Consider the following 13,261-nt stretch of genomic DNA (forward strand, 5'->3'; position numbering starts at 1 on the left):
GGACAAGGATTGACCGATGAATGAAGCCGATACCCGCGCCGAGCTGATCGACCCCGCCCTCAAGGAAGCCGGCTGGGGCAGGGTAGCAGGCAGCCGGGTACGGCGTGAGGTGATCACCCTGGGGCGACTGCAGGGCGGCGGGCAGCGCACCCGCGGCGACATCGCCGATTACGTGCTCTTCTACCAGGGCCAGAAGCTGGCGGTGATCGAGGCCAAGAAGCGTGATCTTCCCGTCACCGAGGGCCTGGCTCAGGCCAAGCGCTACGCCGAGCGGCTGCAAACACGCTTCGCCTATGCCACCAACGGGGTGGGCCTCTACCGTGTCGACCTGCACACCGGCGAGGAAGGCCCGGTAGCCGGCTATCCCACGCCGGAGGCGCTGTGGGCCGAGACTTTCCCCGAGCCCAATCCCTGGCGCGAACGCTTCGGCGAGGTGGCCTTCCACGACAACGGCAGCCAGTGGCAGGCGCGTTACTACCAGCATAACGCCATCAACCAGGCGCTGGAGGCCATCGCCGCCGGCCGTCGCCGCGTGTTGCTGACCCTGGCCACCGGCACCGGCAAGACGGCCATTGCCTTCCAGCTCGCCTGGAAGCTGTTCCACAGCCGCTGGAACCTGGCGGCCTGGCAGGGCGACGACGGTACTCGCCGTCGGCCGCGCATTTTATTCCTCGCCGACCGCAATATCCTCGCCGACCAGGCCTACAACAGCTTCTCCGCCTTTCCTGAGGACGCCCTGGTGCGCATCGCGCCCGATGCGATCCGCAAGCAGGGCAGGGTGCCCAAGAACGGTAACCTCTTCTTCACCATCTTCCAGACCTTCATGAGCGGTTGCGACGCGGTAGGTAACCCAGCCCCCAGCTTCGGTGACTACCCGCCGGACTTCTTCGATCTGATCATCATCGATGAATGCCACCGCGGCGGTGCCAACGACGAGAGCAGCTGGCGGGCCATCCTCGAGTACTTTGCCCCGGCGGTGCAGCTGGGCCTGACCGCCACGCCCAAGCGCACCACCAATACCGACACCTACGCCTACTTCGGCGAGCCGGCCTACGTCTACTCGCTGAAGGAGGGCATCAACGACGGCTTCCTGACGCCGTTCAAGGTACGCCAGATCGCCACCACCCTGGACGACTATGTCTATACGCCCGACGACGCGGTGGTTCAGGGAGAAGTCGAGCAGGGCCGGCGCTATACCGAAGCCGACTTCAACCGTCTCATCAAGATCAGGGAACGAGAGCAGTACCGGGTGCAGGTGTTCATGGAGATGATCGACCCGCGCGAGAAGACGCTGGTGTTCTGCGCCAACCAGGAGCACGCCCTGGCGGTGCGCGATCTGATCAACCAGATGAAGACGAGCCCCGATCCCAACTACTGCGTGCGGGTGACGGCCGATGACGGCGCCGAGGGCGAGCGGTTCCTGCGCCGCTTCCAGGACAACGAGAAGACCATTCCCACCATCCTGACCACCTCGCAGAAACTTTCCACCGGCGTAGACGCCCGCAACATCCGCAACATCGTGCTGATGCGCCCGGTGAACTCGATGATCGAGTTCAAGCAGATCATCGGCCGCGGCACGCGACTGTTCGATGGCAAGGACTACTTCACCATTCTCGATTTCGTGCGTGCCTACGAGCACTTCAGCGACCCGGAGTGGGACGGCGAGCCCGTCGCTCCCGAGCCGTGTTCCCGTTGCGGTGAGATCCCCTGTGTGTGCGAGGTGACCCCGCCCGAGCCTTGCGAACAATGCGGCAAACGCCCCTGCACCTGCGAAAAGGAGTCGCCGGAGCCTTGCGCGGTGTGCGGCGAGATGCCCTGCCAGTGCGAGGGAGGAGGGCAACAGGTGCTGGTGATCGAACTCGCGCCGGGCAAGGTGCGTCAGCTGCAGCACATGAGCGCGACCACCTTCTGGAGCCCGGACGGCAAGCCGATGTCCGCTGCCGACTTCATCCGTCAGCTCTACGGTGACCTGCCGGCACTCTTCCATGATGAGGAGACCCTACGCGAACTCTGGAGCCGACCGGATACCCGCCAGGGCCTACTAGATAGCTTGGCCGAAAAGGGCTACGGCGCCGAGCAGCTCAAGGATATTGGCCGCCTGGTAAACGCCGAAAACAGCGATCTTTTCGACGTGCTGGCCTACATCGCCTTCGCACTGCCGCCGCTCAGCCGCGAGCAGCGGGTGGCTACCCACCGCGAAAGGCTCTTCTCCGACTACGACTACCGCCAGCGCGAGTTTCTGAACTTCGTCATAGACCACTATATTCAGGACGGCGTTGGTGAGCTTGCCCAAGACAAGCTGCCTCAACTGATCGAACTCAAATACCAGACCCCGACGGATGCTATCGCCGAACTCGGCAGCGTCGAGAATATTCGCGAGGCCTTCATCGGGTTTCAGGCGAGGCTTTATGAGCCTGCATAGTATTAAGAGTTAGTCGTATAGAGGGTTAGTCGTATAGAGGGTTAGTCGTATTGCGGGTTAGCCGATGGCCGCGTCGACGAGCTTTTCGCTTTTGCCGATCAGGCGAACATCAGATGAAGAATGCCCTGGCCCGCGTCAACAAGCTGACTCAGTCGATCCTCGCCAAGGCCTTCCGTGGTGAGTTGACCGCCGACTGGCGCGCCGCTAGTCCCGAGTTGATCAGCGGTGAACATTCCGCCGAGGCGCTGCTGGGGCGCATCAAGGCCGAGTAATGAACAACTGAAGCGGGCAACAATACGGTGCAGCACCGCCATACTCGCAAGAGGAGACGCCTGATGCCACAGCAGGATGAACGGGAACTTCTGTCCGACCGGCAGCTGCGCAAGCTGGCCGGCGAGGCGGCCTTCGGTCGCGGCGTGGAGTATTTCCGTGAGGGCATGGTGGTGGGCTGGAACCAGAGCGGCACCACCATCAACGCCGACGTGGAGGGCACCGAGCGCTACCGCGTGATCCTGAAACTGAGCAAGCGCAGCCTGGAAGGCGGCTGCGACTGCCCGGCCTCCGAGGGCATCGATTTCTGCAAGCACTGCGTGGCGGTAGCCCTGGCGTACCGGACGAATCAGGCCGAGGAGGCTCGCCTGACGGAAGGCGATGCTACGGACCGGATACAGGCCTACCTGCAGCAGATGGACAAGCCGTCGTTGATCGAGGCGCTGCAGTCGCTGATCGCACAGGACCCGATGCTGCGCCAACAGTGGTCGTTGCGGGCCGATGCGGTGCTCGGAGTGCTGGATCACAAGGCGCTGAAGAAGCGCATCACGGCGGCCTTCCCCCTCAACCGTGACCTGTACCGTTACGGCCAGGTCAGCGCCTACTTCGCCAGGGCCGAGGTCATCGTCGAGCAGCTTGCCGAGCAGGCCCCGCAGCTGCCGGCGGACAAGTGTCTGGCGCTGGTGGACCATGCGCTGTCGCGCATGGCTAGGGCGCTGGAGACCATCGATGACTCTGGCGGCTTTCGCTTTCACTGCGAGCAGACCCTGCAAGACACGCATGTCAGGACCGTCAGGCGCCTCGATTGGTCCCCCGCTAAGCTGGCGACCTATCTCTATGACAAGGCGTTCGGCGGCAGCGAGGATAGCTATCCGTCGATACCCGATGCCTATGCCGAGGCGCTGGGTGACGCGGGCATGGCGGCCTATCATGCCTGCCTGCAGCGCGCCTGGGATGACCTGCCGGCCCTGCCGACAAAGGCTGGCTGGATGACGAAGTATCGCTATATTCGTCTGCGTGATCCCCTGCTCAAGCGCGCCGAGGCCGCCGGCGACCTGCCCGCCATGCTGGCGCTCTACCAGAAGACGGCCAGCGATGAGCGGGATTGCCTGGACGCTGCCCAGCGGTGTATCGCCCATGAGGCCTGGGATGAGCTGGAGACGTGGCTGGCGCGAGCGAAGCAGGCGGCATCCCGCGAGTTTCCGCATCAGCAGGTGGAACGCCAGCGGCTCGAGGTGCGCTTGTACCTGCAGCGTGGTGAGGAAGAGGCCGCCGCAGCGCTGCAATGGGAGATCTACCAGAGCACCCGGAAGCTGGGGGATTATCGCCAGCTGGTGAACCTGGCTACCGAGCATAACCTGGCCGTCGATTATCGTCGGCGTGCCCACGACTGGCTGGTGGACGGGCTGGACAAGACGCCTCAGTTACCCTTTGGCTGGGGCCCGCGGATGGTCGACAGCCTGCTGGAGATCTATCTGTTCGAGGGGCGCTGGGACGAGGCCCAGGCCTTGTGCGCCGAGCGGGCGGTGTCGCCCACGCTGCTGCATCAGCTGGCCCAGGCGCTGAAGGCGCCCGACGAGAGCCTGCCGCTCTACCTGCGCCTGGTGCGTCATGAGGTGCAACAGACCAACAACCAGGGCTACCGGGATGGCATCGCCCTGTTGCGGGAGCTGCAGGGCCGGCTCGAAACTGCGCCTCAGCGCGATGCGTTCGAGGCGGCGCTGGCGCAGCTGCGTAGCGAATTCAAGCCCAAGCGCAACTTCATCAAGTGGCTGAACGAGGCCTTCTCCGGGTAAGCGGCGATGCACGACCCGAGCGGGGTGCCGACGCGTATCGGCTCACTCCCGCTCGTCCTTAGTGGAACGCAGTAGCACCCGGTCCATGCCGCGGGTGCTCAGTATCCGCTTGAGCGCTGCGAACAGATGAGTGGGCACCGTTACCGCATATCGGGGTCGCGGACGTGGGCTTTCTAGCGCGTGGATCAGCTTTTTCACCACGGCCTCGGGGCCGAGGGTGAAGGCGCCGCCACTGTCGCTGCCGGCTAGCCGTGCCTCGACCTTCTGGTAAGTGTTGGCATGGGCGCTGTGGGCGGTATCGATATGTGCCTGGAAGGCGCGATGCGCATTCTCGCGAAACCGGCTGGTGATGGGGCCGGGCTCGATCAGGCTGACATGAATGCCGCTGCCCTTGAGCTCCATGCGCAGGGTGTCGGTGAGGCCTTCGAGGGCGAACTTGGAACACACGTAGGCGCCACGATAGGGCAGCGCGGCAATGCCGAGTACCGAGCTGTTCTGCACGATGCGGCCGTGCCCCTGGGCGCGCATCATCGGCAGCACCAGGGTGGTGAGTTCATGGGTGCCCAGCAGGTTGGTTTCCAGTTGGGCCCGCAGAACGTCACGGGACAGATCCTCCACCGCGCCGGGCTGGCCGTAGGCGCCGTTATTGAATAAGGCCGTCAGTTGCCCGCCGGTGCGCTCTTTTATCGCCTCCACCGCGGCCTCGATCGAGGCGCTGCTGGCAAGGTCCAGCGGCAGGGTTTCCAGGCCTTCCTCCTTGAGCCGCTCGACATCCGCTTCGGCCCGCGCCGTGGCGAACACCCGCCAGCTGCGGGCCGTCAGGGCATGCGCCGCGGCGTGGCCGATGCCGCTCGAGCACCCGGTGATCAGTATGCTCTTTGTCGTCGTGTCTGGGGCCTGTGACATCCGTTGCTCCTGATAGCTTTTTTGTTTGTGGCGGCTGGCTTGCGGTGCCTGTCAACGTTGTTGGTCGGCTCGCCATGCGCACGCTTGTGTTCCGCGCTCTCGTGGCAATATGGGAGCGTAACCCGTATGTGATAGCTCACTCTTGGGTTTGCTCAGTCTCCCACCAGCGTCAGTCTGCTGGCGCCGTTGCCCAGCGGATTGACCTGGATCTGTACCGGGATGCGTTCGTGCATTTCCTGAATATGCGAGATCACGCCGACTCGACGCCCCTGCGCCTGTAGGCCATCCAGCGCTTCCATGGCCAGCGCCAGGGACTGAGGGTCGAGGCTACCGAAACCTTCGTCGATGAACAGCGATTCGATGGCGAGTTCGCCGGAGGCCATCGAGGCGAGTCCGAGGGCCAGGGCCAGCGACACCAGGAAGGTCTCGCCGCCGGAGAGTGAATGCACCGAGCGCTGTTCGTCGGCCATGTCGTGATCCTCGACCAGCAGCCCGAGCGGGCTGCCACCCCGGCGCAGCCGATAGCGGGGCGCGAGGTTGTGGAGGTGGGCATTGGCGTGGTCGAGCAGCAGTTCGAGATTGTAGGCCTGGGCAATGCGCCGGAAGGCCTTGCCGTCGGCGGAGCCGATCAGGGCGCTGATGCGGCCCCAGCGTTGCTGCTCGGCCCGGGCGGCATCGAGTTCGGCCTGAGCGGCCTGCTGGCGGGCGCGGCGGCGGTCGTCGTCGCGCAGGGCATGAACGGCGTCATCCCGGTGCTGCTGCGCGGACTCTCGCTTGGGCGCTAGCTCGGTGAGCTCATCCGCAAGCTTTGCCTTACGCTGCTGAATTTCCGTCTCCGTGTCGTCACTCAGCAGGGCATTATTCAAAAGCCCATCGCTTAGACGGTCATCGCTCACAGAGTCATTGTCTTCGGCGCCTGTTTCGTCGACCAGCGCTTGCCCGCGGCGGTGCGCAAGCAGCGCCTGGCGGCGCTCGTTCAGGCTGGCATCGCTGCGCTGAAGGGCTTGCTCTGCCTCGCGGATGTCCCGCTCCTGGCGGTGGGCTTCGTCCTCGGGCTGCGCCAGCAGGCGGGCGAGGGTGTCATCATCCAGTGCCGGATTTGCCTGGCGCCATTCTTGAAGCTCTCGCTCCAGGGGGGCGCGTTCCTCTTCAAGGCGTTTTAGCTGGGCGGCTTCGTGGCGCTCTTGCTGAGTGAGCTCTCCCTGGCGGCGCTCTGCCTCATGCAGGGCTGCCAGGGCGCTATTCAGTGCCTGCTGGGCGTTGGCTTGGCGGTTATCGAGCTGCTGCTGCCAGGCATCGGCGCTGTCATGTTCGCCGAGCCGTTGGTTGAGTTCGCGGGCAACCTCGTCGCGCTCTTGTTTGAGGGGCGGCAGTCGCTCGGAGAGTGCCTGAAGCTCTGTTTCGACGCTTTTCCGCTGGGTGTCCAACTGCGTCAGGGTTAGCTCGTCCTGTCGTAAGGCTTCCTGCAGCGGTGCCAGTTCGGTTTCGGCGCGCGTCAGTGCCTCGAGTGCCTGCTCATGGTGTTGGCGGTCGCTGTCGTTTTGCTGGCGCTGCTGGCTTAGCCAGGCCTCGCGCTCGGCGGCATCAATGGCGTCGAGTTCGGCGCTTAGCGGCTGTTCGGCTAGGGCCTTTTGTGCACTGGTCAGGCGCTGCTCGGCGGCCTGAAGGTCGCGGCGCTGCTGCTCGAGCGAGCTTTCCAGGGCACGATACTGGCCCAGCAATTCATCGCGGGCCTGCTGGGCTTGTTCCCAGTCGCTCTGTGCCTCACTGAGCTGGCGGTCCTCGTCGGCCTGCTGGGCGGCAAGCTGCGCGGCTTCGGGGGTTTCCGGCGGCTGGTGACGCCAGGGATGATCCTGGCCGCCGCATACCGGGCAGGGTTCATCCTCCTGAAGCTGCTCGCGCAGCTTGATCACGCTCTCGCTGCGCACGGCGCGGCTGCGTTCGATAAAGGCCTGCACGCTTGTATAATGCTGGTGTCGTTCATCGAGCCGTTGCCGAGCGGCCTTGCCCTTTTCCATGAGCTGGGCCTTGCGCGCCTCGTCACTCTCCAAGCGCTTTACCAGCGATTGCTGGGTATCAACGGCCTGCAGGTGTTCCTGCCAGCGGCTGTGCAAGGTGCTCAATGAAAGCTGGCGCTTTGAGGCCCGATCGTGGGCCTGCTGGGCCGCCTGGCGGGCGTCGCTTAACTGGCTGTGCTCACCCATCAGCTCTCGAAGCTTTGCCTGCCATTCGTCGCGGCGGCGCCGGTGTTCCTGCTGCTGGGCCTCGGCCTTTCGCTGGGCCTCATCGATCTGGTTGGCCTGACGCTGGTACTGCTCGTGGCTCGTCTCAATATCCGCCAGCCGCTGAGCCAGGCTGTCGCGCCGCTGTGCCTGTTCCCGGGCCTGGCGCAGTGCCGGCTCGGCGTCCTTTCGTGCCTGGCTGGCCGCCGTCAGTGCTTGCTGGGCCTTGGCGTGTTCCTGAGCAGCGCTTTGTTGCGCCGCCTGGGCGTCTTCCCGTGCTTTCCGGGTGTTGGCAAGGGCCTTTTCGAGCCTGTTGATCTCGCTGGGCAGCTCGGCCTGGCGGGCGAGGCGATGGCGCTTCGGGGCGATCAGGCGTCGCCACTCCTGGTCGGCACGAGCGGGGTCGAGCGCCTGCCAGCGGCTTTCGGCCTCTTGCTGCTGCTGGCGACCTTCCTGGTAGGCCGCGTTCAGCCGTTCATCGGCACTATGCCATTGCTGGCGGGCCTCCAGGCGTTTGGCTTCTTGCAGTCTGGCATCCAGTTCGCGCTCGGCGGCATCAACACTGCGTTCCAGCTCGGCGCGGGCCTCGGGCTCGGCGGGCAGGTCGTCGGCGAGGTGGGTATTGAGTTCGGCAACGGCCTGATTAGCGGCCTTGGCGCGCTGGAAGGCGGCGATGGAAAGCTGTGAGTACTCGGCGGTATCGGTGAGCTTTTCGAGTAGCTCGCTTCTGGCATTGTCGTCGGCCTTGAGGAAGGCGGCGAACTCGCTTTGGGCGAGCATGACGGCGCGAGTGAACTGGTCGAAATTGAGCCCCAGGCGTTCCGGCAGCAGGTCCTTGAATTCATTTTTCTGAGCGGTCAGCAGGCGGTCGTCGTCGAGGTCAGTGAGCGATTGCTCCGCGCCCTGAAGGCGGCCATTGGGCTTGCCGCGAGCACGGCGGACCGCCCAGCGGGCGCGGTAGCGTCGACCATCGCGGCCCAGAAAGTCGACCTCGGCATGGCCCTGGCTGGTGCCGCGCCGCAGCAGGGTGCGAGGGTCGAAGCTGGTCACATCGGTGTCGCCGCTGTCCGGCACCCGGGCCTGATCCTGGCGGGCGCCGCGCAGCCGCGGGGTGTTGCCATAAAGGGCCAGACACAGGGCGTCGAGCAGGGTGCTCTTGCCCGCGCCGGTGGAGCCGGTGATGGCGAACAGGCCGGCGTCTCTGAGGGGCGCGGCGGTGAAGTCGAGTTCCTGACTGCCAGCCAGCGAGGTGAGATTTTCGAGGCGGATGGCGAGAATCTTCATACGTCAGCCTCCGCGTCCATCACGTCCTGCATCAGTAGCGCGAAGTCGCGTTTTACCTGGTCATCGGCGGGTTCGCCGTACTCCTCTTCCCAGGCGCGGGCGAACAGCGCCTGGGGCCCCAGGCTATCCAGCGTGACGCGGCGCGAGCCAGGCGCCTCGCCGCCTGCCTTGGGGTAGCGGGTGTGGATGCGCAGCAGCCGCAGCGCTCGGCCTTCGAGGGCGGCATCGACCCGGCCGCGCAGGTCAGGCTGCGGACCATCGAGATCGATGCGCAGCTCGAGCCACGGCCAGCGCTCAGTGGCGAGATCGGGGTCGTCATCGAGGGCATCGAGCTCGGTGAGCACGCTGTCGAGATCGGCGGGGCCCAGGCGCTTGAGCTCAACGCTACGGGGAATCAGCAGCGTTTCGGTAGCGGCGAGGGTCTCGCCTTCGAGCACCACTTCGACCACCTGGTGGGGGTAGTCGACTTCGCTGAAGTCGAGCGGGATGGGGCTGCCGCTGTAGCGGATGCGCGCTTCGCCGACCTGCTGGGGCCGATGTAGATGGCCCAGTGCCACGTAGGCGATATCGTCGGGAAAGAGGCTCGCTGAAAGCGATTCTTCGCCACCGATCACGATCGGCCGCTCGCTGCCCTCGGACACGGCGGCGCCACGCAGGTGGGCATGGCTCATGGCGACCAATGCCTGATCCGGCTGGCGCTTGTCACGTGCAGCAGCGATCAGCTGTTCATGGACGGCGCTTATACCGGCCACGTAGTCATTACGAACACCGTCATTACGGCCACCGCTATTGAGAGCAGCATCATCGCGGCCATTGGAGCCCTTTCGCTCGCCGTCGTTCGCCGTCAGGCCCGTGCGACCGGTGACCTCGGCAGGGCGCAGGAAGGGCAGCGCCAGGCACCAAGCGCGGGTCTCGCCGGCGGCATCGGTGAGGGGCACTAGCAGACGCTCGGCGTCGAGCTGGCCGTCGTCTCGCCAGTGAACGCGGCCCAGGGCATGGGTGTTGAGGCGGCGCATCAGCGGGGCGGGCAGCTCGACTCGATTACCGCTGTCGTGGTTGCCGGCGATCAGCACGATGTCCAGCGACGGCAGACGCCGATGTGCCTCGACGATGAAGTCGTAAAGCAGCTCCTGAGCTTTCAGCGAGGGATTGACCACATCGAACAGGTCGCCGGCGACCAGCAGGGCGTCGGCCTGGCGGGCGTCCAGGGTATCGAGCAGCCAGGTGAGAAAAGCCCGGTGCTCAACGTGGCGCTCCTGGCCGTGAAAGGTCTGGCCGAGGTGCCAGTCCGAGGTGTGAATCAGCTTCAAGGCGGGCTCCGCGTCCATGAATAGCAGGTCACCATCATACTGCCAATGAGCAACCCGCTGCAGGGGCCATCGCAGATTGGTGTACGTGGATTAAGCGTTCATCGCCTGGGGCAATGGGCCTCTGTGGCGACTTGCAAAGGCCGGGAATGTGAACTTGACTAAAGGCTAGTTGCTAAGAATGCATATTTTGCTAGCGAAGCCTGTGCATGGCAGCTATCAAGCCACAGATCATGGTTCTTAGGGGCCGTGGCATGGTTTTCGGACGCTGACACTACAGGGCCATGCCGTTTCACCCACATGGCGTCTCATGCAAGAACGGGATTAATCCGCACTGGCCTAATCCGCTGGGCATTAGCCACAAGCGAATAACAACCGCATAACACGCGAACAGAACCGAAGGATGCAGCCTATGATGACCAATCCGCTAACCAGCAAGCGGCCCGCCAACTTGGGTATCCATGAGGGTCGTCTCGCCAACTGTGATGAGCGCCACAGCAGCGTTTCAAGCCAGGCTGAAGATGATGCCCACTACATCGCGCCATTGGAGCCGGGTGACCGTACGACGGCACAGTTGATGAAGCGCCTGCAGACGGCTCTTGCCGGCTGTGAACAGGCCGAGGTCATCACGGTTACCGACACTTATCTGCATGCCGAATGCCATTCACCGCTGGGGTTCATCGACGATTTGGAATTCTTCTGGTCGGATGAAGAGGGCGTCTGCCATGTGCGGAGTGCCTCGCGTCTTGGTGTGACCGACCTCGGCAAAAACCGTGCGCGGGTCGAGAAGCTGCGCATGCTGCTCGAGGGCTGGGGTTTCTGCGATTAATTCAGATGATGTTTCTACACGGCGCTGGCCTCTGACGGCGGACCTCCACGATTGGGCGCTGGAACCTCGTGAGGCCATCGCGCTGCAGAAGCGCCTGGCGTCTCAACTTGAAACAGCGGACCGGTTACCCCGAGAGGGCCATCGGCCAGAGGTAGAGCGTATTGCCGGTGTGGACATCGGTTTCGAGGACGGCGGTGCGATCACTCGCGCCGCCGTCGTCGTGTTGGCCTGGCCGGGGCTTGCGGTGCTCGAAGAGGTCGTGCATCGCGAGCCCACGCGCTTTCCCTATGTGCCGGGGCTGCTGGCCTTTCGTGAATTGCCGGCGGCGTTGGCTGCTTTCTCCCAGCTTTTAAGGCGTCCCGATCTGGTGATGGTAGACGGCCAGGGGATTGCTCACCCGCGGCGGCTCGGTATCGCCGCCCATCTGGGCCTATGGCTCGACCTGCCCACCCTGGGTATCGCCAAGAAGCGACTCTGTGGCCGCCATGGCGAGGTGCCCGACACGCGCGGTGACTGGACGCCGCTGCTCGATGACGATGAGGTCATCGGCGCGGTGCTGCGCTCGCGCTTGGGTGTCAAACCGGTGTACGTGTCGCCGGGGCATCGGCTGTCGCTGGCATCTGCCGTCGAGTGGACGGTGGCTTGCTTGGGGCGCACCAAGCTTCCCGAACCAACGCGGCTGGCGGATCGCCTGGCGTCGCGGCGTGGCCGCAGGGCGGGCAACGGTCAGGCTTGAGCTTGAACAGGCGCTTTGTATCGCGGCATTGCGACAGGCGTCATTCATGATGTGTCACGCTTGAAGAGGGGCTATCGGCTACAATGTGGGTTCTTCACATTTTCCTGCCGCCGAGCCGCCGATGTCCTCTGCTTCTTTATCGTCCACTACCGTTATCGGTGAGCATGCGCTTGCCAACCGTGCCCTTGCCGATCAGGCCATCGCTGCCTCCCGTGCTTGGGTCGAAGCCATGGTAGTAGGCCACAACCTATGCCCTTTCGCCGGCCGCGAGGTGAAGCGCGATACCATTCGCTACGTGGCGGTGTCGGCCCATGATTGGAACGAGACCCTGGGTGCGCTGCTGGCTGAGTGCCAGCGACTCGACGAGGACGCCACCCTTGCCACCACGCTGCTGGTATTGAGCGATGGGGTAAACGACTTCGACGACTATCTGGATCTGCTAGGCGTTGCCGAGGCGCTATTCGAGGAACAGGGCTACGAGGGCGTCTACCAGTTGGCGAGTTTTCACCCGGACTATTGCTTCGATGGCGTCGAGGAAGACGATCCCGCCAATTACACCAATCGCTCGCCCTGGCCGATGCTGCATCTGCTGCGCGAAGACGCCATCGCCGAAGCCTTGGCCCACTACCCCGACCCTGAAGCCATTCCTGAGCGCAATGCCGCTGCCATGACGGCGCTGGGGGGCGAGGCGCTGGCAAGCAAGCTGGCGACATTGATGAAGACGGGTGAGCCACGCACTTGAAAGACAGTACTTAAGAGACGGTGCCTGAGAGACGGCACTTGATTAGCGGCGCCATCATCGCCATTGATGATAGTAGATGACGTTTTACGGGCCTTCATCCCGAGGGCCTTACTCCACAGGAGGTGACATGACGCAGATCACCCGTGCCGGTACTCCCGTCGAGGTCGATGGTGACCTTCCCCAGAGCGGCCAGTCGGCCCCGGCTTTTACTCTGACTAATCAGGCCCTTGAGGACGTGACCCTTGCCAACTACGCCGGCAAGCGCAAGGTGCTGAACATCATTCCGAGCGTCGATACGCCGACCTGCGCCACCTCGACGCGCAAGTTCAATGAGTACGCCTCCCAGCTCGATAATACCGTGGTGCTGGTGGTCTCGGCGGACCTGCCGTTCGCTGCCAAGCGTTTCTGTGGCGCCGAGGGCCTGGACAACGTCGAAACGCTCTCGACGTTTCGTCACCCCGACTTCCATAAAGCCTATGGCGTGGCGCTGTCATCCGGGCCGATGACCGGGCTGACCGCGCGTGCGGTAGTGGTTGTCGATGAGCAGGACCAGGTGATCCATAGCCAACTGGTCGGCGAGCTGAAAGAGGAGCCTGACTATCAGGCGGCCATGGATGCCCTGGGGTAAAGGCACTCACCTTGGCGCCTGGTGGAGTGACGTATTACGCCCCCTGATCGAGCGCCTCGAGCAAGCACTCTAAGCGAATGCTTTGAGTAAGTACGCGGAGCGAGTACCTTGAGTAATGT

The 13,261-nt window shown here is 64.1% G+C and carries 10 protein-coding genes; 7 read left to right on the plus strand and 3 right to left on the minus strand.

Annotated features, from left to right (window positions below; all coding sequences use genetic code 11):
* Positions 1–16 precede the first annotated feature (16 nt).
* The 3 genes from hsdR to BCL93_RS05460 all read left to right on the plus strand — a co-directional run bounded on the left by hsdR (position 17) and on the right by BCL93_RS05460 (position 4,488).
* On the plus strand, positions 17–2,422 hold the full coding sequence (gene hsdR / locus BCL93_RS05455) for an EcoAI/FtnUII family type I restriction enzme subunit R (RefSeq protein WP_112054101.1): 2,406 nt from the start codon (positions 17–19) through the stop codon (positions 2,420–2,422).
* 113 nt (positions 2,423–2,535) lie between these two features.
* Complete coding sequence (locus BCL93_RS17230) at positions 2,536–2,694, plus strand: hypothetical protein (RefSeq protein ID WP_181463034.1); 159 nt, start codon at positions 2,536–2,538, stop codon at positions 2,692–2,694.
* A 63-nt stretch (positions 2,695–2,757) separates the two neighbouring features.
* Positions 2,758–4,488 (plus strand): SWIM zinc finger family protein, encoded by a 1,731-nt coding sequence (locus BCL93_RS05460; RefSeq protein WP_112054102.1) that lies wholly within the window; start codon positions 2,758–2,760, stop codon positions 4,486–4,488.
* A gap of 42 nt (positions 4,489–4,530) precedes the next feature.
* Here the strand turns inward: BCL93_RS05460 and BCL93_RS05465 are convergent, their stop codons facing one another.
* The 3 genes from BCL93_RS05465 to BCL93_RS05475 form a co-directional block, all read right to left on the minus strand.
* Positions 4,531–5,394 (minus strand): SDR family oxidoreductase, encoded by an 864-nt coding sequence (locus BCL93_RS05465; RefSeq protein ID WP_112054103.1) that lies wholly within the window; start codon positions 5,392–5,394, stop codon positions 4,531–4,533.
* Positions 5,395–5,546: 152 nt separating this feature from the next.
* Entirely contained in the window at positions 5,547–8,900 is a 3,354-nt protein-coding gene (locus BCL93_RS05470) for an AAA family ATPase (RefSeq protein WP_112054104.1), read from the minus strand.
* Positions 8,897–10,210 carry an exonuclease SbcCD subunit D C-terminal domain-containing protein gene (locus tag BCL93_RS05475; protein ID WP_112054346.1) on the minus strand — a complete coding sequence of 438 codons (1,314 nt, stop codon included), beginning with the start codon at positions 10,208–10,210 and terminating at the stop codon, positions 8,897–8,899. The genes BCL93_RS05470 and BCL93_RS05475 overlap by 4 nt, the downstream gene beginning before the upstream one ends.
* Before the next feature lie 409 nt (positions 10,211–10,619).
* On the opposite strand from BCL93_RS05475, the gene BCL93_RS05480 reads away from it, so the two are divergent.
* From BCL93_RS05480 to tpx, 4 genes are all read left to right on the plus strand, one after another.
* Positions 10,620–11,036 carry a DUF1499 domain-containing protein gene (locus BCL93_RS05480; RefSeq protein ID WP_220086243.1) on the plus strand — a complete coding sequence of 139 codons (417 nt, stop codon included), beginning with the start codon at positions 10,620–10,622 and terminating at the stop codon, positions 11,034–11,036.
* A gap of 31 nt (positions 11,037–11,067) precedes the next feature.
* Entirely contained in the window at positions 11,068–11,772 is a 705-nt protein-coding gene (gene nfi / locus BCL93_RS05485) for a deoxyribonuclease V (protein WP_112054350.1), read from the plus strand.
* Positions 11,773–11,893: 121 nt separating this feature from the next.
* Complete coding sequence (locus BCL93_RS05490) at positions 11,894–12,514, plus strand: DUF1415 domain-containing protein (RefSeq protein WP_112054105.1); 621 nt, start codon at positions 11,894–11,896, stop codon at positions 12,512–12,514.
* Positions 12,515–12,641: 127 nt separating this feature from the next.
* Positions 12,642–13,142 carry a thiol peroxidase gene (tpx, locus tag BCL93_RS05495; protein ID WP_112054106.1) on the plus strand — a complete coding sequence of 167 codons (501 nt, stop codon included), beginning with the start codon at positions 12,642–12,644 and terminating at the stop codon, positions 13,140–13,142.
* Positions 13,143–13,261 lie beyond the last annotated feature (119 nt).

This window comes from Onishia taeanensis (assembly GCF_003268885.1).
Lineage (GTDB): Bacteria > Pseudomonadota > Gammaproteobacteria > Pseudomonadales > Halomonadaceae > Onishia > Onishia taeanensis_A.

What these genes read in the sequence shown, in the direction of transcription:
- BCL93_RS05460 (WP_112054102.1), top strand. Translation starts at nt 2,758, where the DNA reads ATGCCACAGCAGGATGAACGGGAACTTCTGTCCGACCGGCAGCTGCGC.
- tpx (WP_112054106.1), top strand. Translation starts at nt 12,642, where the DNA reads ATGACGCAGATCACCCGTGCCGGTACTCCCGTCGAGGTCGATGGTGAC.
- BCL93_RS05480 (WP_220086243.1), top strand. Translation starts at nt 10,620, where the DNA reads ATGATGACCAATCCGCTAACCAGCAAGCGGCCCGCCAACTTGGGTATC.
- BCL93_RS05465 (WP_112054103.1), bottom strand. Translation starts at nt 5,394, where the DNA reads ATGTCACAGGCCCCAGACACGACGACAAAGAGCATACTGATCACCGGG.
- BCL93_RS17230 (WP_181463034.1), top strand. Translation starts at nt 2,536, where the DNA reads ATGAAGAATGCCCTGGCCCGCGTCAACAAGCTGACTCAGTCGATCCTC.
- BCL93_RS05490 (WP_112054105.1), top strand. Translation starts at nt 11,894, where the DNA reads ATGTCCTCTGCTTCTTTATCGTCCACTACCGTTATCGGTGAGCATGCG.
- BCL93_RS05470 (WP_112054104.1), bottom strand. Translation starts at nt 8,900, where the DNA reads ATGAAGATTCTCGCCATCCGCCTCGAAAATCTCACCTCGCTGGCTGGC.
- hsdR (WP_112054101.1), top strand. Translation starts at nt 17, where the DNA reads ATGAATGAAGCCGATACCCGCGCCGAGCTGATCGACCCCGCCCTCAAG.